Source organism: Algoriphagus terrigena DSM 22685 (assembly GCF_000429445.1).
GTDB classification, from domain to species: domain Bacteria; phylum Bacteroidota; class Bacteroidia; order Cytophagales; family Cyclobacteriaceae; genus Algoriphagus; species Algoriphagus terrigena.
Genome location: NZ_AUBW01000025.1, coordinates 16726 through 37053, shown reverse-complemented (window position 1 = coordinate 37053; position 20328 = coordinate 16726). Strand labels below are relative to the sequence as shown.

Genomic DNA, 20328 nt, shown 5'->3' with positions numbered 1-20328 from the left:
ATTTGCACCATGGTAACATTCACTGTAGAAGATCACGACGGCAATCGGCAGGAAATCGAAGCTCCGGACGACATGGGTTTCAACCTTATGGAGATTCTCAAAGCTTCCGAATATCCTGTCTTGGCTACCTGTGGAGGCATGGCACTCTGCGGCACCTGCCACATCGAAGTACTGGAGGGAAAAGACGGACTCGGTGACGCTACCGACCCAGAACTCGACCAACTCGAAAACCTGCCCGAGTACTACCCTACGTCCCGACTTTCCTGCCAGATCCGCATCAGCGAGATCCTCGAGGGCGCTGTGGTGAAGCTAAGAGGGGAAGATGTTGTCTAAAAAGTATCTAGTAGCAAGACGCGAGTATCAAGATTTTAGAGGCCGGAGCCGAGAAACAAGATTTGAAACCACCTGGAGACGGGTGGTTTTTTTTGTTTTCTATTATCTTAGGTAAAAGATCTTCGACAAATGAATAGATTAATACTTATAGGAAACGGGTTCGACCTTGCTCATGGATTCAAAACCAACTTTAAGGATTTTATTGATGATTATTTATGTGATTGTCTCAATAATTTTTACAAGGGTAAAGACTATCAAGATCCGCTAGTCAAAATATACAGAGAAAACAAGACCTACATCCATACGATTTCAGATCCTGTTACGCCACTAAACCTTGAAGAAAACCTCTCCTATTTTAAAAAATTAGCGAATTTAAAATTTCAAATAAATTCAGAGCTATTTGAAACAATTTATCTGAAATATGAAAAACTTAAATGGGTGGATCTAGAAATGGAATTTTTTGATCAATTGATCAGATGGAAAAAAAATGAATCCGCTTGGAAACATACAGTATCCAAAGCCAATTCAGATCTTGATTATCTAAAAGATCGGTTATTAGAATATTTAAGCAGGAACACTAGAACTTTACAGTATCATGAACCGCTAGATAAGTTTAAGACACTTTTTACAGAAAATATCAACACAAATGAATTAAGTTCTACAGTAGAAGAGAAAACCATCTCAGTTGATTCACTTTATTTTTTGAATTTTAACTACACACCAACAATCGAGCAATACTTACACGAAATCAGATCTAAAAAGCCCTTTCAACACTCGTATATTCATGGAAGTCTATCTGGAAACATAAAACCAGTATTTGGCTATGGAGATGAAATCAATAAAGAATATAAAGAATTTGAAGACCAAAGAAATAATGAACTCTTCAAACATATCAAGTCATTTCATTATTCGCTTAATGAGGAATATTTCAATTTAATCAGGTTCATTGATTCACAAGAATATCAAGTTTCAATCTTTGGGCATTCTTGTGGCTTGTCAGATAGGACCATGCTAAATCAAATTTTCGAGCATCCGAATTGCAAATCAATCAAAATATTTTTTCACAAAATTTCTCCAACAGAAAATGATTTTTTAGAAAAAATTTATGATATATATAGACACTTTGGAAACAAAGGGGAGGCAAGAAAAAAGATAGTCCCTTTTAAAATGTCTTCTCCTATGCCTCAAAACCCCATAATTTTATAAGAATAGAGTTTTTGGACTCCTAAACCACCCACTCCCAGAAATTCTCCTTCGACACTTCATTCCACATAGCCTCAGGATAGCCTTTTCCAAAAGCTGCTGGTCAACCAGCCTAATTTACATTTTCCAGGCAGCGAGAGGTTTTGTTTTGGAACGGTGAATCCATTTGCTATTTCATTGTTTGCAAGAGAACCCCGAGCGAAACCACACCAGATAGATCAACCGATTTTTCAGTATCTTACTTTTCATACAATCGCCCGAAAATGAAAACCATGTTCTTCTTCCTTTTACTATTGCCCTCTCTAGCTTTCTCCCAAATCAAACCGGAAGAAAGAGAGGAAGCAGTCAAAATCCATCGTCTGATCGAGCAATATTCCCAAGCTCGAGAAACCCGCGATACCGTCTTGCTCAAAGAGATCCTGACGGAAGACGCGGATCAGTTGGTCTCGAACGGGGAATGGAGAAACGGCATCCGCGAAGCCGTGGACGGCATGCTACGCAGCTCTACTGCAAATCCCGGGATAAGAAAGCTGCAGGTAGACAAGATCAAATTTCTCAGCGATGAAATCGCCCTGGTCGATTGCCGCTATATCATCACAGACCCCAGTGGAGCCGAACGGAATCTATGGAGCAGTTTTACGGTGATTTTTCGCAAAAAATCCTGGAAGATTTCCGCAATCCGAAATATGAACCCTTCCTGAATCGGCTGACTATCAAAACATTTACCTACCTTCAATAGACATGGAATCCAGCTACCATTCAAAAACGGGGCGATGCCGAAAAGCCAAACGAGTAGGGTTCAATTCTTAGTTTATCAACCGATGCCGAAGTACGTTATTGAAAGAGAAATCCCCGGGGCAGGGAAGTTCAGTCCCGCAGAACTCAAAGGGATCTCCCAAACTTCCTGTGGAGTTCTGGGCAAGATGGGGCCTCAGATCCAATGGCTTCAGAGCTATGTGACTGGGGACAAAATCTATTGCGTGTACATCGCTCCTAATGAGGAAATGGTAAGGGAGCATGCGAAACAGGGCGGATTTCCTGCCAATTCAGTAGCCGAGGTCAAGACGATCATTGACCCGACCACGGCAGAATAATCGATCCTAGACGGGATGAATGGCTGCTGTTAGCAGCCATTTTTTTTACTACTCCACCAATCCAGCATCTCAATGAAAATCCGACTCTGCTTAGTTCTTTGCATTCTTTCCATGACTGCATGCCAACCCAAATCCGATCCTCCCACCTTAATCCTAAGCAACGGTAAAATATGGACCGGGGAGTCGGATTCGTCATTTGTAGAAGCGGTTGCGATTCAAGGAAATATTATCCTGGAAACAGGCAATTCCGAATCCATTTTAGCCCTCGCCGGATCTGAGACGGAAGTAATCGACTTACAGGGAAAATTAGTCACCGCGGGCTTCAACGACGCCCACATCCACTTTCTAGGCGGATCGATGGGTTTGACGCAAGTGGAGCTTTCGGCAGCGGAAACTTCCGAAGAAGCCATGGCCAGCACACTACGATTCATCGAGGACAATCCTGAAAAGGATTGGATCACCGGCCGCGGCTGGCAATACACTTTTTTCAAATCCGGTCTTCCTGACCATGAATCCATGAAAGCGCTGGACATCGATCGGCCGGTTTTCATCCGCGCCTACGACGGACATTCGGCCTACGCTAACCCCAAAGCACTGGAGCTTGCCGGCATCACTTCTAAGACAACTTTCGAAGGATTTGGTGAACTGGTCAAAGACAAAAACGGAAATCCCACAGGTGCTTTGAAGGAAAATGCGATGGCGCTGGTGGGTGACTTGGTACCTGTGACCAGTTTTGAGGATCAATTGACGGCTTTGCGAAAAGGCCTGGAATATGCCGCTTCCCTCGGGATCACGTCAATACAAAACGCCAACGGAACGGAAAACGATCTTCGTCTTTTCCAAAAGCTCTATGAAAACGACGAACTCACACTTCGTTTTGCGGCAGCCTTCTCTGTACAGGAAAACACAAGCGATACCGATCTCGAACGATTCAAGTTTCTGAAAGACAGCGTTGGAACTTCCAATCCCTGGATTCGCGCCGACGCGATCAAATTCATGATTGATGGAGTGATCGAAGGACATACCGGTGCGATGCTGGCCCCCTATTCTGATATTTCAACTGACGACCCATTGGCGTTGGGTCAGCTTAATTTTACGCTGCCCCGATACCAGGAACTGGTGAAAAGGCTGGACGCTGACGGGTTTAGGCTTTATACGCACGCTATAGGAGACCGGGGCGTGCGTGAGGTTTTGAACGCTTATGAACTGGCGATGTCAGAAAACAAAACGGAGGGAAAACGGCACCGGATCGAACACATCGAAACCATCCATCCCGATGATATTCCCCGCTTTGCGAAAGCTGGAATCCTGCCCAGTATGGAACCGATTCACGCCGAGCCAGGCACAACCATTGCCTGGTCTGCAGCCGTCGGTGAAGAACGGCTCCCTTATTCATTCGCCTGGAGATCGCTTTTGGATGCGGGAGCAGATTTGGTCTTCAGCAGCGATTGGCCCGCATGCATTAGTTTGAACCCGATTCGCGGCATTCATGTCGCCGTCAATCGCCAAAATCCCAAAGGCTATCCCGAGGCAGGCTGGATACCACTGGAGAAAATCACCATCTATGAAGCCATGAAAGCCTACACCTCGATGGGGGCTTTTTCATCTTTCGAAGAAGATCGAAAGGGATTGATCAAAAAGGGCCAACTCGCAGATTTGGTGGTTTTTTCCCAAGACCTGTTCACCATCGATCCGATGAAAATCCACGAGATTCGCGTGGAGATGACGCTTGTGGATGGCAGGAAGGTTTTTGAAAGAAAGTAAAAATCAAAAAGGCCGGTTTCCCGGCCCTCTGGTTGAAAAGTTTGAGAGATAAAACTTTTGCTTTTGGTGATAAACAACTGCCTCCTTTTTACTTTTCGTTTTTAAAATAACGGTCATGGAAGAGATATCTTGCGTCGTTTGCCGCTTTTATCTCTTTTGATTCGGTATCGATAATCATCACCGGAGGCGCTTGGTCACCGGATTTGGCGACTGTCCAAGCAGGAGCCTCAGCACCGTTCGGATCTCCTGTTTTTACAAAGTTGGTGAAGTAGTTAAGCATCGTCTCAGAAGCTTTTAAATCTTCCGGCGTCCAGGCAAACTCCTTCACTAAGTGAAGATTACCCATAGCGTACTCGATTTCAGCAGCATGACGGGCACCGATTTGCTTCGGCGCAGGGGCTGGATTTTCGCTTCGGACAGTACCTCCTGCCAGACCCGCGGTGAGATTCTTGTCCACCAGAGGCGGGGAAAGCTTACTGAACAAATACCTATAAACTGGCTGCTGACTGTGATTCCTGTGCAGGTCAAACCACTTCCAAGTGCTATAAGAGATGAATCGGTCGGAAGCCAATTCGGTAGCGGAAAGCTCCACTTGCTCGGTCGACTCGTGCGGATAAAGCTTCAGCACCTCTTCCCATTCTTCCGGATACGTCTCTTTTACTTTTGCGATGAACGCGTCTTGGCTATAAGGCTGCCCCTGCATAAAAGCCATCCCAGGGATCTCGGCTGAGTTCCATCCAAGCAGCAACGGAACCTGAGCCTGTTCTCCGGCGCGGAAGGTTTCAGGAAGGGCTTTCGTCAAGAAATACTGATCGATCACCACCGGAAAACCAAACCTGCCATCCTCCTGATACATCTCCAGAAGGTCTTTAGCTGACATCTTTCTCGCATCAGCGATAGATTTCACCCCTGCCTTCGTCAGAAAATCACTTCCAGCTTTCTCAGCTTCTGCCAAGGAAACCGGCGCCAAAGTAGGATTGATCCCCGCGCCGCTTTCGCCGATAGCGCCGTGAATCAGGTTTTTGGAAAGCGGAGAAGCCATTTGATAAGAGACCGAGATAGACCCTGCAGATTCTCCGGCGATGGTCACCTGGTTTGGATTGCCGCCAAAAGCCGAAATATTGTCCTTGACCCACTGAAGCGCCAAGGCTTGATCCAGCAGCCCGTAATTTCCCGAGCCCTTGTAGCTCGATTCTGCACTGAGCTCCGAATGCGCCAGGAATCCAAAGATTCCCAAACGATAATTAACTGTCACGACGACCACACCTTTTTTGGCCATAGATTCGCCGTTGTATCGGGGCTCAGAAGCATCCCCTGCCACAAATCCTCCACCATAGAAATACACCAACACGGGCAAATTTTTGGAATTACGCTTAGCCGGAGTCCAGACATTCAGCGTGAGGCAATCCTCAGAGACGCCGTCAGACCAACTGTTCATATCTCCGAAAACCAGTCCCTGGACAGGTCTCGGCCCAAACTCCTTGGTTTCTTTCACCCCAGTCCAGGATGCAGCAGGCACGGGAGCCTTCCACCTGAGTTCAGCTACCGGAGGCTTTGCAAAAGGAACTCCGAAATAGGTGGAGATTCCATTGGTTACGTTGTAGTTGCCCTCGATGACTCCAGTGCTGACCGTCGCTTGAACAGGCAGGGAATTGTCAGTTTGGGAAAAAGCCAGCGTCGTTCCAAAAAGGAAAAGAGCTACTGCCTTTAGGTATTTTTTCATGGTGAAAAGTTTGGATTCTATTGTTACATAAGGAGACAATAATAATTGCTTCTCCGGAAAAATCCTACTTACTTAGGCTTAAAATTGCCCGATATGCCTTTGCCAGATCCTTCCGAATTTATTCCTCACCTCGCTTTCGATTCTGTTGTCTTTGGATTTTCCAAGGGAAAACTCAAGATCCTGCTAATGGAATACCATGCCACTGGCTGGCTGGCCCTTCCCGGAGGTTTTGTTAGGAAAGACGAGGCCCTGGAAGATGCGGTTAAACGCGGCCTGTTCGAGCGGACAGGTCTGAGAGAAGTATATCTGGAGCAGTTTCACACCTTTGGATCCTTGGAGCGGGCACAGCCTAAGTTTATGAAGACCATCCTGCAAGCCAACGGACATCAGGTTGAAGACGACTATTGGATGCTGGATCGATTTTTCTCCATTGGCTACTACGCCCTTCTTGACTACGAAAAAGTCAGCCTCACACCTGATGCGCTCTCAGATTCCATCGCTTGGTATGAGGTGGAAAAGCTCCCCGAATTGATCTTTGACCACGATGAAATCGTCCAAAAAGCACTGCAAACGCTCCGTGAAAACCTGGACAGAAAAGTAATCGGAGGTAACCTGCTCCCGGAACGGTTCACAATGAATGAGCTCCAGTCGGTCTATGAGGCCATCTTGGGAGAAAAACTCCGACGCACAAGTTTTCAGCGAAAACTACTCAGCCTGGACATCTTGGAACGGCACGAAAAACTCTTCACCGGCAAAAGCCACAAAGCACCGTATCTCTATAGTTTCAAGGATTAAATCCACCCCTGCTTAAACCCAACAAAACCATGAAGTACTCTTCCTTTCTATTTTTAGTTTCGCTCGGCTTTCTGTTTTTCTCCTGCCAAAGTGAAGATTCTAATTCGCTGATTTCAGTGGATCAGCTGACTGTGGAAGGCGGGATGATCTCCGGGACGACCGATTCAAGCGGCCAGGTCAAGATCTTCAGAGGAGTTCCTTTTGCAGCTCCACCAGTTGGAGAGTTGCGATGGAAAGCTCCCCAACCGGTCCAGCCCTGGGAAGGCATCAAGGCTTGCATAGACAATCCTCCCGCTCCGATGCAGAATTCTCCAGTTCCTTTTTTCGCTTGGTCGGAGGAGTTTTTGATTCCGAAAGAGCCGATCTCGGAGGACTGCCTCTATCTGAACATTTGGACGACTGCCGAGAAAACCGACGAAAAGCGTCCCGTGATGGTCTGGATCTATGGCGGCGGCTTCAACTCGGGAGGCAATTCGGTGCCGCTGTATGACGGCGAAGACCTCGCCAAAGAAGGCATCGTCGTCGTCAATCTCAACTATCGAGTGGGATTGCTGGGCTTTTTGGCACATCCGGATTTAACGGCAGAAAGTCCCGATCAAACCTCGGGCAACTACGGCATCCTGGATCAGGTCGCGGCTTTGGAGTGGGTAAAGAAAAACATTTCTCAATTCGGCGGAGATCCTGACAATGTCACCATCGCCGGGCAGTCTGCCGGAGCTTTCAGCGTGAACGCATTGGTCGTATCGCCGAAAGCAAAAGGACTTTTTCACAAAGCCATCGCCCAAAGCGGCGGCATGTTTAACCGGGGAAACGGTCTTACCTCAGGACTTCAAAGCGCTGAGGAAAGAGGTAAGCAACTGACGGATACCTTGGGAATTTCCATGGCAGATCTGAGAAAAATCCCGGCTGACAGCTTGTTGAAATTCTCGGGCAGATTTGGACCTGTGGTGGATGGCAAAGTACTGCCAAGCGTGCGCCAGAGCTTCGAAGACGGCACGTTCTCAGATGTCCCCTTGCTGACCGGCTGGAACGCCGACGACCGGGTGTCCGGAAATGCGCCGACCACACCAGCCGAGTTTAAGGCGAATGCCAAAAAACAATATGGTGGACGCGCAGGAGAATATCTACAGCTTTTTCCAGCTGACAGCCCGGAGATTTTGTCGGAAACACAAAACATGATCGGCGGACTGATGTTTGGAATGCAAAATTACACCTGGGCCAAGATGCAAACTGAAAAAGGCCAAAAGATTGCATATATGTATTATTTCACTCGAATTCCTCCCGGCGAACCCAGCTTTGGGGCGTTCCATTCTGCGGAATTCAGTTATGCCTTACATACGCTGAGAAACTGGAACAAACCCTTCGAACAAACGGACTACGACTTGGAGAAAGCCATGTCCGCCTACTGGGTTAATTTTGTCAAAACAGGAAATCCCAACGGAGAAGGGCTTCCCGAATGGCCGGTTTTTGATCCGGAAAACCCCATCGTCAACGAGTTGGGCGCCGAAGTCAAAACACGGGCTTTGCCATACTGGGAGCAGATGAAGTTTATGGAAAGTCTGAATCGATAAGCAATGCTCGCATTCCTTGGCTTGTTTACGATAGTCCTGCTCCTGTTTTTGGTAATTACCAAAAGAGCCTCTCCCGTCATTGCGCTGACGTTGATTCCCATCTTCACGGGAATCTTAGCGGGGAAATTCACAGAATTACCTGCAATGATCGGAGAAGGATTGCTGACGATCGCCCCGACGGGAGTCATGTTCGTCTTCGCCATCTTATTTTTCGGCATACTGCTGGATGCCGGCACTTTCCAACCGATCATTGCGAAATTGCTGAAAATAGCAGGAAATGACCCCATCAAAATCGCGCTGGCGACTGCGATCTTGTCGATGATGATTCACCTGGATGGATCTGGAGCGGTGACTTTCTTGGTGGTGGTTCCTGCTTTGGTCCCCATTTATGATCAGCTGGGTATGAAGCGCATCACGCTTGCCTGTATCGTAGCCTTGTCTGCAGGCACGATGAATATCCTGCCTTGGGGAGGACCTACGATTCGCGCTGCATCGGCTTTGAATGTCCCGGTCACGGAGCTTTTCAACCCAATCCTAATTCCTTTCTTCGCGGGCTTACTGACTGTTCTTTTGATTGCCTATTGGCTGGGGAAAAAAGAAAAAAACCGCCTCTTGGGCATCGTCGTCGACTTGGCGCCTCAAATTGATTCCTCCATAAATCCCCTCCATCGACCTCGGCTGTTTTGGATCAATTTGCTGCTGATATTCGCCGCCATCACCAGTATTATTCTCGCTTGGGCACCGCCCCATGTAGTATTTATGATTGCATTTGCACTGGCGCTTTTGCTGAATTTTCCTCAGGTGGAGGAGCAAAAAAAGCGAATCGACGCCCACGCCAAGGAAGCCATGCTGATGGCCAGCATCCTATTTGCCGCAGGCTGCTTCACAGGCATCCTCAAAGGAAGCGGCATGATGGAGGCAATGGCCGGAACCGTGGAGACATTTCTTCCCGAACAAATGGGCCGACAACTGCCTCTCTTGACTGGATTGATAGCCATGCCAGCCAGCCTGCTGTTTGATCCTGATTCCTTCTATTTTGGCATTTTGCCTTTGCTTTCTTCCACGGCAGAGCATTTTGGAGTCAGCGGATTGGAGGTTGGGCAGGCTGCCATCATGGGACAGATGACCACGGGATTTCCCGTCAGCCCGCTGACAGGATCAACTTTTCTCCTCGTCGGACTGGCAGGAGTGGATCTCGGGGACCACCAGAAAAAGACCATTCCATTAGCCTTTCTGGTCACTTTAGTGATTCTATTTGTATCGGTTTTGATGGGGATAATCTCAGTATAGTATGACAGAAAAAATCAGAATCGGATGTGGGGCGGGGTTTTCAGGTGATCGGATCGAACCGGCATTGATCCTGTGCGAAAAGGGAAACCTGGACTATTTGGTCCTCGAATGCCTCGCCGAACGAACCATTGCTTTGGCACAAAAACGAAAACAGCAAGATCCAACTGCCGGATATGATGTCCTCCTTGAGCGGAGAATGGAAGGTTTGCTTCCACTTTTGATCCAGCACCAAACCCGCCTCATCACCAATATGGGCGCTGCAAATCCTTTGGCTGGAGCAGCCAAGATCATCGAAATCGCCAAACGCCAAGGGCTAAAAATAAAAGTAGCGGTAGTCCTCGGAGATGATGTTTTTGATCGGATCTCGGGTGAGGAACTTTCCATGGAGGGAAACAAAGCCCTCAATTCCTACGGAAATCTGGTTTCGGCAAATGCCTATCTTGGAGTCGACGCCATTCTCCCTGCTTTGCAAACTGATGCGACGATCATCTTGACTGGTCGTGTGGCCGATCCGTCCTTGTTTTTGGCTCCCATGATCCATGAATTTGGATGGAATCCAATGGATTTTGATTTGATGGGAAAAGGAACCGTCCTCGGTCACTTGCTCGAATGTGCCGGGCAGATCACCGGAGGTTATTTTGCCGATCCTGTGACAAAACCAATCCCGGACATGCATATTTTGGGACATCCCTTGGTGGAAATAAATCAGTATGGATCGGGGGTGATTTCAAAGATAACCGGCACGGGAGGAGCTATCACCGTCCAAACTGCCAAAGAACAACTCCTTTACGAAGTGATCGATCCTGGGAATTATTTCACCCCGGATGTGGTCGCGGATTTTCGCTCGATCCGATTGGAAGAGCTCCAAACAAATCTGATTCAGGTCACTGGAGGCACCGGAAAAGAAAAGCCCGAAACCCTGAAAGTCAGCGTCGGCTACGAGGCGGGATATATCGGCGAAGGAGAAATCTCCTATGCCGGTGCCCATGCCTTGCAACGGGCAAAACTTGCCGGTGAAATCGTTGAAAAACGGATTGCGGGACGCTTTGATGAATTCCGTGTGGATTATATCGGATTGAGCTCTCTGCATGGAATGTCCCTTTCGCAGGATTGCCAGCCCTATGAAATCCGACTGAGAATCGCCGGAAAAACCGAAGATCGATCCCTTGCCCATTTGGTGGGCGAAGAAGTGGAAGCCCTCTACACCAATGGCCCGGCCGGAGGCGGTGGAGCCCGAAAGTACATCCACGAAGTGATCGGCGTGGTTTCGATTTTGATGGATCGAAAGCTGATCAAATCCACCGTTCAAATCCTGGAATCATGAAACAAAAACTTGCAACCATCGCTCACAGCCGGGCAGGGGATAAGGGAAATACACTGATCCTGTCTCTGATTCCATTTGATGAAAGAGATTTTGCTCTTTTGGTGGAAAACATCACGACAGAAAAAGTGAAAACGCACCTTGGCCATCAGGTGAAAGGAGAAATAGTTCGGCATGTGCTACCTGAGCTCAAAGCCCTTCAATTCACCTGTTTTGAGGCTTTAACCAGCGGAGTGACCACTTCGCTTGCGATGGATGCTCATGGCAAAAGTCTGAGCTATGCGCTTTTGGAAATGGAAATAGAGTTTCCAGTAGGCAAACCCATTTAGATTGAGGATCTCACTCGGTGGTTTTCTCCATCTTTTTCAAGCGTTCGATCACCGCATCGAGGGATCGGTAGTGATGGTAGATTCCCTTCCAGATTCCGCCCTTGTTTGCCGTCTTGAGCTCGGGCTGTTGATCCAATCCTCCCGAGTACCAGTCGCCATATTCGTGGTCAATCAGGTAGGTGTCGGTGTAGTTCCAAAGCTGGAGAAACCTGCCGTAGTAGTCATTTGGATCGTTGGGATATAACTCATGGAAAAGTAGCAGGGAATTCAAGCCTTCCGCCTGCGCCCACCAGTTTTTGGTAGGATGAGTGACCCGATAACCGTCTTTGAAATAATACCCCTGGTCGTAAAACCCGCCTTTTTCCGCATCCCAACCCAGTTTCAAAGCCTGATCAACCATCTTTTTGGCGACTGTCAAGGTCCTTTGATCGTCATTCTTTCCCAAGACATGCGAAGCCTCCAACATTAGAAACGCAGTCTCCACGTCATGCCCGAAGGAAACGTGATCGAGCTGATGATGCGATTCAATCACTGCTTCGGAAGAATCAGCAAAGCTCACCGGTTTCCAGTCCGGATACAAAAACAAAGTCAAATGTCCCTGTTCGGTGACGATCGTGTCCCGGATTAAGACCAGCATCTCCTCGAGTCGGGCACGCAGCAGCTCATCCGGCCATACCTGATACAGTTCGGCGAATGCTTCTAATATGTGTATAGAGGAGTTCTGATCCTTGTAACCCAAATCAGAAGTGCTTGGTGTGTCCATCGGTCGGGTTATCGGCTTCCCGTAGCGGTCCAAATGCTGAAAATAGCCTTTGTACACCGGATCATGAGCACCCGAGTCCAACCAGTAAAATGCCTTTTTTGCAAGCTCCAATCCCTCTTGATCTCCACTTTGCTTGTAGTAAGCAGCTAAGGCATAAATCCCGAAAGCGTTGCCGTAGGCTGTCTTGGTGGAGTCACCTTTGACGTTTCCTTTTTTATCCAAAAGCCAAAAGAAGCCTCCGTTTTCCGCATCCCAGAATTTGTCCCGCAGGAAGATATAGCCATGCCTAGCCCCTTCCGCATAATAGGGAACCTCGGGATAGCGCTCGGCGGCTTTAGCATTGGTCCAGACGTGACGGGATTGGGTCACGATCATCTTTTCCTGATCACCTACCGGCTTGAAGTCGTAGGAAAAAGTACTCAGAAACCCTCCATCCACGGTATCAATCGCCTGCGGATACCATTTGTCCAGTACTTCCGTCCGAAGGTGATGGCCGATTTGATCAGAGAGGAGCGGTTTGGGATCCTCCTTTTGGCAGGAAAAAAAAGCCAGCATAACTGCAAGCGCTGGTAGGAAGGGAAGGTTTTTCATAAAGGTTATTGCTAGAAAAACGAAATCTAATCGCTCATCAACTTTTCAAGAATCTCAATCGCCGCTTCAGACAGCACCGTGCCGGGGCCGAACACGGCAATCACACCGGCATCAAACAAAAACCTGTAATCCTTTTGAGGAATCACCCCACCGGCCACCACGTGGATATCCGGGCGACCCAAGTCACCCAATGCCTGAATCAACTGCGGTATTAGCGTCTTGTGCCCGGCTGCAAGCGAGGAAACTCCCACGAGGTGCACGTCGTTCTCGACCGCCTGCTCGGCAACTTCCTGCGGGGTCTGAAAGAGCGGTCCGATGTCCACATCGAAACCCAAGTCAGCAAACCCGGTTGCAATCACTTTCGCTCCCCGGTCGTGCCCGTCCTGACCCATCTTGGCAACCATTATCCGCGGCCTTCGACCTTCGAGTTCGGCAAAATGATCGGCCAAGGCCTGAGCTTTTTTGAAAGAATCCTGATTTTTCACTTCTGCTGAATATACACCCGATATCGCTTGCGTTTGGGCTTTGTGACGGCTGAAAGCCTTCTCCATTGCAAGGGAGATTTCTCCTAAAGTAGCTCTTTTCCGGGCAGCGTCGACTGCCAGCGCCAGCAAATTGCCTTTCCCAGATTGCGCGGCTGCGGTTATCAAACTCAGACTTTCCTCCATTTCCTGCTGGTTTCTCGAAGATTTGACAGTATTCAGCTTAGCGAGCTGCGATTCCCGTACGGCATCGTTGTCTACGTCCCGCACCTCGATTTGGCTTTTCTCCTCCACCTGATAGCGGTTCACGCCAACAATCACATCGCGGCCGCTATCTATCCGGGCTTGCTTTTTCGCAGCCGCTTCCTCGATTCGAAGCTTTGGCAAACCGGTCTCGATGGCCTTGGCCATTCCGCCCAGCGCCTCCACTTCTTCGATCAGGGTCCAAGCCCGTTGCACCAGCTGATCTGTCAGGTATTCGACATAATAAGATCCGCCCCAAGGGTCGACCACTTGCGTGATCCCAGTTTCTTCCTGGAGGATCAGCTGGGTGTTTCGGGCAATCCTTGCGGAAAAATCCGTCGGCAAAGCAATCGCCTCATCGAGGGAATTGGTATGCAGCGACTGCGTGTGTCCCATGACGGCTGCCAAAGCTTCCACCGCTGTCCGCGTCACATTATTGTAGGGATCCTGCTCCGTCAATGACCAGCCGGAGGTCTGGCAATGGGTTCTTAGTGCGAGCGATTTGGGGTCTTTCGGATTGAACTGCCTCACGATCTTTGCCCAGAGCAGCCGTGCGGCCCGCATCTTGGCGATTTCCATAAAGTAGTTCATGCCGATCCCCCAGAAAAAGGAAAGCCTTGGTGCAAAATCATCGATATCCAGCCCTGCTTTGATTCCGGTTCGCAGGTATTCCAAACCGTCCGCGAGCGTATAGGCCAATTCCAAATCGGCGGTAGCGCCTGCCTCCTGCATATGATAGCCGGAGATTGAGATCGAATTGAACTTGGGCATTCGTTGGGAAGCAAACTCAAAGATATCCCCGATGATCCGCATGCTGGGAAGAGGCGGATAGATATAGGTGTTTCGGACCATAAACTCCTTCAGGATATCATTCTGGATGGTACCCGAGAGCTGCTCGGGCTTCACGCCCTGTTCCTCAGCTGCGACGATGTAAAACGCCAAAATTGGAATCACCGCGCCATTCATCGTCATCGAGACGGACATCTCATGCAGCGGAATTTGGTCAAAAAGAATCTTCATGTCCTCCACCGTATCGATGGCGACACCGGCCTTGCCTACATCTCCCTGTACTCTGGGGTGATCCGAATCGTATCCCCGGTGTGTCGCCAGATCAAAGGCAACAGACAATCCTTTTTGTCCACCGGCCAGGTTTTTTCGGTAAAACGCGTTTGACTCCTCGGCCGTGGAAAAGCCCGCATATTGCCGGATCGTCCAGGGCCGCTGAATGTACATTGTGGAGTATGGCCCCCTGAGAAAGGGAGGAATCCCAGCCGAAAAATCTACATGGCTGAGCCGGTAAATTCCCTCCGCTTCGAAGTCAGCCGGAACGGAAATCTGCTCGGGCGCGTCCCAGGGCTTATCTTGAGAGGACAGGCCTTCCTTTCCCGATTCGATCTTCCAATTGGTCAGGACAGGTCTCATAGCATATTTTGGTTTTGCAGTTCTGTCAGATAGCTCGCCCGGACCGGTTTGAGTTCGTGTGATTTCTCTTCGAAAAACTCAAATTCCAAGTCATCGTTCAGCGTCCCCGTTGCTGGAAATTTGTTAGCTCCAATCTTAGAGATATGACCCCCGGCAACTTCATTCTGGATTTTCTCACGGTGTGATCTGACCGTCGAATGGATTTCTCCGGATTTGAGGACAGCAAGCCAGCCTCCTTTTTCCTCGAGAATTCTGAGTCCATCCTGAAACTCCGCTAGGATTTTCATCTGCAAATTCTCCAAAAAGAAAGAACCGGCAGCTGGATCTATGACCTTATCCAGATAAGCTTCCTCCTTTAGAATCAACGATACATTTCTGGCTATTCTTTTCTCCAAGTCACTCGCGCTGTCTTCCAAAATCGGTTTTGTCCAGAGCAAATTTGCTCCGCCTAAGACTGCAGCCATCGCTTCGTAGGTCTGACGGATGAGATTGGAATTCGTATCCAAGATGGATTTGGACCAATGAGAGGTCTGAGCAAGCAGCGTCACATCACTTTCATCCAACTCAATTGAATACAATCTACATAACGCGATCGCTGATTCTCGGAATACCTTCAGCCTTGCGATCTCTCCGAAATGGGAATCACCGACAGAAGCCTCCAACAGCATCTTTTTGAAGACTTTCTCCGGACTTTCTCCACTGAGATCGATCAACTCGATCAGTTCTCCCAAACCAAAGATCACCGCATCCAAGGGATTTCCTCCAGCCTCGGTATAACGGGATGTCTTCAGCGTAAAGGATTTGAAATTAGGGAAGGGCTCTGCCAACTCCAAAAGCTCCTGAAAAATCTCCACCGCAAGTCCGTATTCGGCACCTTGATCAAACACTAGATCCGAGGGGGTCCAAAGCAGCCCACCGGTAATCTGGTCTGCCGGGGTATTTTGATCTTCAACCCAAGTCGAGAAGGCATTCATGGCTGCAATGGGATTGCCTATCGGCTGGATGAAGATGGGAATGTATTCTGGCTTGACGCCTTTCAACATCCCGATCAAGTCTTCAAACCCCGAGAGATGGAGCACCAGTCCCTCCGCGCCGTTTTCGAGTACATCAAGGATCTGCTCAGCCGAATCTCCGGGGAAGATGCTGACGACATTGGCCCACTGCCGGGGCGGTAAACCCGGGATTTCTGATTCTTTATGAAATCTGTGTTGGACAGGTACTTCTCCGTTCAAATCCTCCCGGGTATAGATAGGATCGAGTTCGACTCTCTCCCAAAGGTGGGACTTCAAACTTTGATCAAAATCCTTCCCCTTCAAATCCCGAATCGCCTGATGACTCCAGCTTTCTTTAGTTGATTGAGGAAACTCGCTGAAAAGATCAAAGGGCATAGCTGGGCATCGTTAAACCGTTCATTCGGATAAAATCAAAAATACGGATTGCATGCAGAAATCAATTTCGAAAATGAATCGAAAATCAAACTTGGTGGCAACAATTCTAATCGGTTGATTTTCAACGGCTAGTTAAAAAGCAGGTCTTTTTCTTTTTCCACAAGAGGAAATTCCCACAATCGAACCGTTCAAGAAGGAAATAAACTAGAATAAAATACACAGCCAAATAATATTCTGAGACTGGCGAAAATTCTCCAATTATTGACTTTTTCAAGCCGAAATCGATTTTTTATTTAAGTTAATTTTCCACAAATTTGACGCCCCTGCTTTCGCTCGGGGGTTACAAGAATACAAGCAAATCTTTTCTAAATGAGTTTGGAAGCTAGCGCCGTATGGAATGAGTGTCTGCGTGTTATAGAACAACACGTCAACGAGCAGAGCTTTTCAACTTGGTTTAAACCGATCAATCCAGTCAAACTGGAAGGTTCGAGTCTGACCATTCAGGTTCCAAGCCAATTTTTCTACGAATGGCTGGAGGATAACTATGTGCAAGTCCTCAAGCTCGCCATCAAACAAACCCTAGGGCAGACCGGACGCTTGGAATACGCCGTCGTGGTGGACAAGGGCAATTCGAACAATCAGCCCATCGCGGTTTCTTATCCGCAGGGAAACTCCAACACCAAGAAACCGGGAGCACAGCAGGAAGTAAGGACGCCTTTTGAGATGCAGTCGCTGGATGCGGACATGCTGACCAAAAGCAATCTGAACCAAAACTACACCTTTGGCACCTATATCGAGGGTGATTGCAATCGATTGGCGCGCTCGGCGGGTTTTGCCGTCGCGACCAAGCCTGGGATCACCTCTTTCAATCCTCTGATGGTCTATGGCGGAGTTGGCTTGGGAAAAACCCACTTGGTGCAAGCCATCGGAAACGAGATCAAAAACGGCCCGGAAGACAAGTTTGTGCTCTATGTCTCTTCTGAAAAATTCGTGAATCAGTTCATGGATTCCATCAAGGATGGCAACGTAAAGAGCTTTACCAATTTCTACATGCAGGTGGACGTCCTGATCATCGACGACATCCAGTTTTTGGCGGGGAAAGACCGAACCCAGGAGATGTTTTTCCACATCTTCAATCACCTGCATCAAAACAAGAAGCAGATCATTATGACCTCAGATTGTCCGCCTAGGGATCTGAAGGGACTGGAAGAGCGTTTGCTTTCCCGTTTCAAATGGGGTTTGACCGCGGATCTTCAGATGCCGGATTTCGAAACCCGCGTGGCAATCATCCGGAAAAAGATGCAGTCTGAGGGGATTTTGATTCCTGACGATGTGGTCGAATACCTCGCCTATTCGGTCGACACGAACGTTCGTGAACTGGAAGGGATTTTGATCTCCTTGATCGCACATGCTTCGCTCAACCGTGTCGAGGTCAGCCTCGAACTGGCAAAGACGGTGATCAAAAACTTCATCAAAGACATTGAAACAGAGGTTGGGATTGAATTTATCCAAAAGTCAGTCTCTGAATATTATTCCATTCACGTCGACGAGCTGAAGGCCAAGACGAGAAAGAAGGAAATCGTGATTGCCCGTCAGGTAGCGATGTATTTTTCCAAGGAATTCACCAATCACTCGCTCAAGTCAATCGGCTATCACTTTGGCGGCCGGGATCACAGCACCGTCATACACGCCGTGCAGACGGTCAATGACATGATCGAAACGGATTCTGGCTTCCGAAACTCAGTCAATGAGCTGAAGAAAAAATTCAAGATGAGATCTTATTGATTTGAGATTCTGGATTTGAAATTGGTGAATCCCGAATTTCATATATCTAACCTCAAATCTGCTTTTACCAGCGGACTAAGTTGCCCAGTTCTTCTTTGCTAAACTCAAGCTCGGTGTACCCCAACACATAAGGCCCAATCTCGTAGGGTTGGTAGATCACCCAAAACTTCCCGTCTTTGAAGCCTTTCGCCCCTGCTACATAAAAGCCGGTTTCCGGGATAAAAAAACGGCCGTCTTCTTCTAAACTTACCCCCTCCGCGACTTGGTGAAACTCCCTGAACTTCTTTTCCACTTTTTGAAAAAGCAGGGAATCATCCGCCACCAGCCGATCATCTCCAATCACCTCGCCGCTCTCCGGATCGAAATTCAAGAAAGAAACTGAACTGTTTGGGTGAGCGCCTCCCATGAAGTTGAACTGGGTGAAATGAATACTTAAGGTGCTGTCGGACTCATAGCTGACCTCTCCTTCTGCCTCAATCTCCCAGCCGCCACTTGATTCGGGAAAATCTGATTTAAACTCTTTATATGATTGAAAAAACTTCGACACCAAGGTATCCATCGGAGCTGCATCCTCACCCGTCTGAACCAACAACGCCATCTGGTCCCTGATTACCCGGTTGATATTCTCGGTCAATTCCGGACCGGACGCCACCGGCCAGTGAAGGCTCACTTTCGCACAATTGTCATCTACACATTCCTCTTTCGTCAACGAAGTGGTTTTGAATGTAATTTGATCGCGGAGGCTGGAAGATGTGTCCTCAGACTTTGGGGCACAAGAAAAAGCAGCAAAAAGCAAGAGCAGAATTAGATTTCTCATGTAGTAGATTGATTGGAGAGGAATACATCAATCAAGTTTTTGGCCAATGTTCCAGGGTTGAGTCTCCCTGACTGAACATTTTCTTTTTCATCTGCAATTAATTGCTTGACTTTGGGATTTTTCAAGAAATTTTGCTGCAACAACAGCTGAATCTGATTATTCAGCCAATCCAGTCGTTGGTTCGCGCGGTTGCTTTCCCAGAAGCCGCCGGCCTTCATCTTTTCCTCAAAATCTCTGATCATCTCCCAGACCTTGTCCAGCCCATCTCCCGAGACGGAAGAAGCCAAAATCACCTTTGGTGACCAGTTGTTTTCGGCTAAAGGCAACAAATGCAGCGCGTTTTGGTAATTGCTTTTCGCTGTCTTGGCTGGACCCAGGTTATCTCCGTCCGCTTTGTGAATCACCAGCCCATTGGCCATTTCCATGATTCCCTTTTTGATTCCTTGCAGTTCATCCCCTGCGCCGGCGAGCATGAGCAAAAGGAAGAAATCAACCATATTTTTCACGGCAGTTTCACTTTGTCCCACCCCCACCGTCTCGACCAAGATCACATCAAACCCAGCCGCTTCGCAGAGCAACATCGCTTCCCGGGTTTTGCCGCTTACCCCACCCAAGGTTGTTCCTGAAGGACTTGGCCGTATAAAAGCCCGTTTGTCGGAGGATAGATTTTCCATGCGCGTCTTATCACCGAGAATGCTCCCCCCAGTCAGCTGGCTGCTGGGATCAACGGCGAGCACGGCGACCTTTTTCCCCTGGTCCAACAGGATCTTACCAAACGCCTCGATAAAAGTGCTTTTCCCCACGCCCGGCACTCCGGTGATTCCGATCCGGATTGAGTTACCGGTATGGGCGATCAGCGATTGAATCAGGTCTGAAGCGATCGCCTGGTCAGATTCCAACGCGCTCTCCACCAGGGTGATGGCCTGACTGAGGATCACCCGGCTGCCGGAGAGGATTCCGTCCCGGTAGGCTTTCAGATCAAGGCGCTTTTTCATCAATTTTCCTTGACAAAACGATCCTCACCCATCGGGGTCTTTTCAAACCTTGCCAGCAGATAAGGCTGTAATTCGGCAGAGAAAAAGGGCTCTTGTGGGCTCAGGGCGACTTTTTCTTTCAGCTCAGGAGAAAAGAAAAAAACCAATGTCCGTCCGTATTTGGTGTGGGGTTGCGCAATGGCAAACTCCCGCATCCACGCTTCATCGGTATCCAAAGCACGGATCGCGTACACCCGGACCACCGGCCCGGTATTGTTTTCATTTCGGTAAAAACCCAGCTCTTCGTATTTCCCCTCGAACGCCTCGATTCCGGGATTTGAAAAACTGGATCGGACGATCTGCACCAGCAAGATCAGCACGGCGAATCCGATGAGATAGAAAATGACTTTGTTCCTTTTCAAAAACTTTGGAGGGTTTGT

The 20328-nt window shown here is 48.5% G+C and carries 18 protein-coding genes; 11 read left to right on the top strand and 7 right to left on the bottom strand.

The window, feature by feature from the left end; all coding sequences use genetic code 11:
• Nucleotides 1-9: 9 nt before the first annotated feature.
• The 5 genes from G459_RS0120260 to G459_RS0120240 all read left to right on the top strand — a co-directional run bounded on the left by G459_RS0120260 (nucleotide 10) and on the right by G459_RS0120240 (nucleotide 4394).
• Nucleotides 10-333, top strand: a complete 324-nt coding sequence (locus G459_RS0120260) for a 2Fe-2S iron-sulfur cluster-binding protein (RefSeq protein WP_026969279.1) — start codon at nucleotides 10-12, stop codon at nucleotides 331-333.
• Nucleotides 334-462: 129 nt separating this feature from the next.
• Nucleotides 463-1539, top strand: coding sequence for an AbiH family protein (locus G459_RS29135; protein ID WP_051315331.1), 1077 nt, complete (start codon nucleotides 463-465; stop codon nucleotides 1537-1539).
• A gap of 260 nt (nucleotides 1540-1799) precedes the next feature.
• On the top strand, nucleotides 1800-2237 hold the full coding sequence (locus tag G459_RS0120250; RefSeq protein WP_026969277.1) for a YybH family protein: 438 nt from the start codon (nucleotides 1800-1802) through the stop codon (nucleotides 2235-2237).
• Nucleotides 2238-2357: 120 nt separating this feature from the next.
• Entirely contained in the window at nucleotides 2358-2630 is a 273-nt protein-coding gene (locus G459_RS0120245) for a DUF4242 domain-containing protein (RefSeq protein ID WP_026969276.1), read from the top strand.
• Between the two features lie 72 nt (nucleotides 2631-2702).
• The gene (locus tag G459_RS0120240) at nucleotides 2703-4394 is read left to right on the top strand and encodes an amidohydrolase (protein ID WP_026969275.1); all 1692 of its coding nucleotides are present in this window, start codon (nucleotides 2703-2705) and stop codon (nucleotides 4392-4394) included.
• Between the two features lie 88 nt (nucleotides 4395-4482).
• On the opposite strand, the gene G459_RS0120235 is transcribed toward G459_RS0120240, so the two are convergent.
• A complete protein-coding gene (locus G459_RS0120235) occupies nucleotides 4483-6117 on the bottom strand; it encodes a carboxylesterase/lipase family protein (protein WP_026969274.1) in 1635 nt (544 codons plus the stop codon).
• Between the two features lie 93 nt (nucleotides 6118-6210).
• On the opposite strand from G459_RS0120235, the gene G459_RS0120230 reads away from it, so the two are divergent.
• The 5 genes from G459_RS0120230 to G459_RS0120210 are packed head-to-tail and all read left to right on the top strand — an operon-like array spanning nucleotide 6211 to nucleotide 11423.
• On the top strand, nucleotides 6211-6912 hold the full coding sequence (locus tag G459_RS0120230) for an NUDIX hydrolase (RefSeq protein ID WP_026969273.1): 702 nt from the start codon (nucleotides 6211-6213) through the stop codon (nucleotides 6910-6912).
• Between the two features lie 29 nt (nucleotides 6913-6941).
• Nucleotides 6942-8483: a carboxylesterase/lipase family protein gene (locus tag G459_RS0120225; protein WP_026969272.1), complete on the top strand. Its 1542-nt coding sequence runs from the start codon at nucleotides 6942-6944 to the stop codon at nucleotides 8481-8483.
• Nucleotides 8484-8486: 3 nt separating this feature from the next.
• On the top strand, nucleotides 8487-9773 hold the full coding sequence (locus tag G459_RS0120220) for a CitMHS family transporter (RefSeq protein WP_026969271.1): 1287 nt from the start codon (nucleotides 8487-8489) through the stop codon (nucleotides 9771-9773).
• 1 nt (nucleotide 9774) lies between these two features.
• Nucleotides 9775-11097, top strand: coding sequence for an acyclic terpene utilization AtuA family protein (locus G459_RS0120215; RefSeq protein WP_026969270.1), 1323 nt, complete (start codon nucleotides 9775-9777; stop codon nucleotides 11095-11097).
• Complete coding sequence (locus tag G459_RS0120210; protein ID WP_026969269.1) at nucleotides 11094-11423, top strand: AtuA-related protein; 330 nt, start codon at nucleotides 11094-11096, stop codon at nucleotides 11421-11423. The genes G459_RS0120215 and G459_RS0120210 overlap by 4 nt, the downstream gene beginning before the upstream one ends.
• 10 nt (nucleotides 11424-11433) lie before the next feature.
• On the opposite strand, the gene G459_RS0120205 is transcribed toward G459_RS0120210, so the two are convergent.
• The 3 genes from G459_RS0120205 to G459_RS0120195 are packed head-to-tail and all read right to left on the bottom strand — an operon-like array spanning nucleotide 11434 to nucleotide 16312.
• Nucleotides 11434-12777 (bottom strand): AGE family epimerase/isomerase, encoded by a 1344-nt coding sequence (locus G459_RS0120205; protein ID WP_026969268.1) that lies wholly within the window; start codon nucleotides 12775-12777, stop codon nucleotides 11434-11436.
• Nucleotides 12778-12803: 26 nt separating this feature from the next.
• Nucleotides 12804-14924: a methylmalonyl-CoA mutase gene (scpA, locus tag G459_RS0120200; RefSeq protein ID WP_026969267.1), complete on the bottom strand. Its 2121-nt coding sequence runs from the start codon at nucleotides 14922-14924 to the stop codon at nucleotides 12804-12806.
• Entirely contained in the window at nucleotides 14921-16312 is a 1392-nt protein-coding gene (locus G459_RS0120195) for a methylmalonyl-CoA mutase family protein (RefSeq protein WP_026969266.1), read from the bottom strand. The genes scpA and G459_RS0120195 overlap by 4 nt, the downstream gene beginning before the upstream one ends.
• 369 nt (nucleotides 16313-16681) lie before the next feature.
• Between G459_RS0120195 and dnaA the strand changes: the two genes are divergently transcribed.
• Nucleotides 16682-18097 (top strand): chromosomal replication initiator protein DnaA, encoded by a 1416-nt coding sequence (gene dnaA, locus G459_RS0120190; RefSeq protein ID WP_026969265.1) that lies wholly within the window; start codon nucleotides 16682-16684, stop codon nucleotides 18095-18097.
• Between the two features lie 64 nt (nucleotides 18098-18161).
• Here the strand turns inward: dnaA and G459_RS0120185 are convergent, their stop codons facing one another.
• From G459_RS0120185 to G459_RS0120175, 3 genes are read right to left on the bottom strand one after another with little or no spacing between them, the layout of a single operon-like run.
• Nucleotides 18162-18914 carry a DUF3298 and DUF4163 domain-containing protein gene (locus G459_RS0120185; protein ID WP_026969264.1) on the bottom strand — a complete coding sequence of 251 codons (753 nt, stop codon included), beginning with the start codon at nucleotides 18912-18914 and terminating at the stop codon, nucleotides 18162-18164.
• Nucleotides 18911-19909 carry a methylmalonyl Co-A mutase-associated GTPase MeaB gene (gene meaB, locus G459_RS0120180; protein ID WP_035456507.1) on the bottom strand — a complete coding sequence of 333 codons (999 nt, stop codon included), beginning with the start codon at nucleotides 19907-19909 and terminating at the stop codon, nucleotides 18911-18913. Before meaB ends, G459_RS0120185 begins: the two co-directional genes overlap by 4 nt.
• Nucleotides 19909-20310 carry a hypothetical protein gene (locus tag G459_RS0120175; protein WP_026969262.1) on the bottom strand — a complete coding sequence of 134 codons (402 nt, stop codon included), beginning with the start codon at nucleotides 20308-20310 and terminating at the stop codon, nucleotides 19909-19911. The genes meaB and G459_RS0120175 overlap by 1 nt, the downstream gene beginning before the upstream one ends.
• Between the last annotated feature and the right edge of the window lie 18 nt (nucleotides 20311-20328).

What these genes read in the sequence shown, in the direction of transcription:
- G459_RS0120260 (WP_026969279.1), top strand. Translation starts at nt 10, where the DNA reads ATGGTAACATTCACTGTAGAAGATCACGACGGCAATCGGCAGGAAATC.
- G459_RS29135 (WP_051315331.1), top strand. Translation starts at nt 463, where the DNA reads ATGAATAGATTAATACTTATAGGAAACGGGTTCGACCTTGCTCATGGA.
- G459_RS0120250 (WP_026969277.1), top strand. Translation starts at nt 1,800, where the DNA reads ATGAAAACCATGTTCTTCTTCCTTTTACTATTGCCCTCTCTAGCTTTC.
- G459_RS0120245 (WP_026969276.1), top strand. Translation starts at nt 2,358, where the DNA reads ATGCCGAAGTACGTTATTGAAAGAGAAATCCCCGGGGCAGGGAAGTTC.
- G459_RS0120240 (WP_026969275.1), top strand. Translation starts at nt 2,703, where the DNA reads ATGAAAATCCGACTCTGCTTAGTTCTTTGCATTCTTTCCATGACTGCA.
- G459_RS0120235 (WP_026969274.1), bottom strand. Translation starts at nt 6,117, where the DNA reads ATGAAAAAATACCTAAAGGCAGTAGCTCTTTTCCTTTTTGGAACGACG.
- G459_RS0120230 (WP_026969273.1), top strand. Translation starts at nt 6,211, where the DNA reads ATGCCTTTGCCAGATCCTTCCGAATTTATTCCTCACCTCGCTTTCGAT.
- G459_RS0120225 (WP_026969272.1), top strand. Translation starts at nt 6,942, where the DNA reads ATGAAGTACTCTTCCTTTCTATTTTTAGTTTCGCTCGGCTTTCTGTTT.
- G459_RS0120220 (WP_026969271.1), top strand. Translation starts at nt 8,487, where the DNA reads ATGCTCGCATTCCTTGGCTTGTTTACGATAGTCCTGCTCCTGTTTTTG.
- G459_RS0120215 (WP_026969270.1), top strand. Translation starts at nt 9,775, where the DNA reads ATGACAGAAAAAATCAGAATCGGATGTGGGGCGGGGTTTTCAGGTGAT.
- G459_RS0120210 (WP_026969269.1), top strand. Translation starts at nt 11,094, where the DNA reads ATGAAACAAAAACTTGCAACCATCGCTCACAGCCGGGCAGGGGATAAG.
- G459_RS0120205 (WP_026969268.1), bottom strand. Translation starts at nt 12,777, where the DNA reads ATGAAAAACCTTCCCTTCCTACCAGCGCTTGCAGTTATGCTGGCTTTT.
- scpA (WP_026969267.1), bottom strand. Translation starts at nt 14,924, where the DNA reads ATGAGACCTGTCCTGACCAATTGGAAGATCGAATCGGGAAAGGAAGGC.
- G459_RS0120195 (WP_026969266.1), bottom strand. Translation starts at nt 16,312, where the DNA reads ATGCCCTTTGATCTTTTCAGCGAGTTTCCTCAATCAACTAAAGAAAGC.
- dnaA (WP_026969265.1), top strand. Translation starts at nt 16,682, where the DNA reads ATGAGTTTGGAAGCTAGCGCCGTATGGAATGAGTGTCTGCGTGTTATA.
- G459_RS0120185 (WP_026969264.1), bottom strand. Translation starts at nt 18,914, where the DNA reads ATGAGAAATCTAATTCTGCTCTTGCTTTTTGCTGCTTTTTCTTGTGCC.
- meaB (WP_035456507.1), bottom strand. Translation starts at nt 19,909, where the DNA reads ATGAAAAAGCGCCTTGATCTGAAAGCCTACCGGGACGGAATCCTCTCC.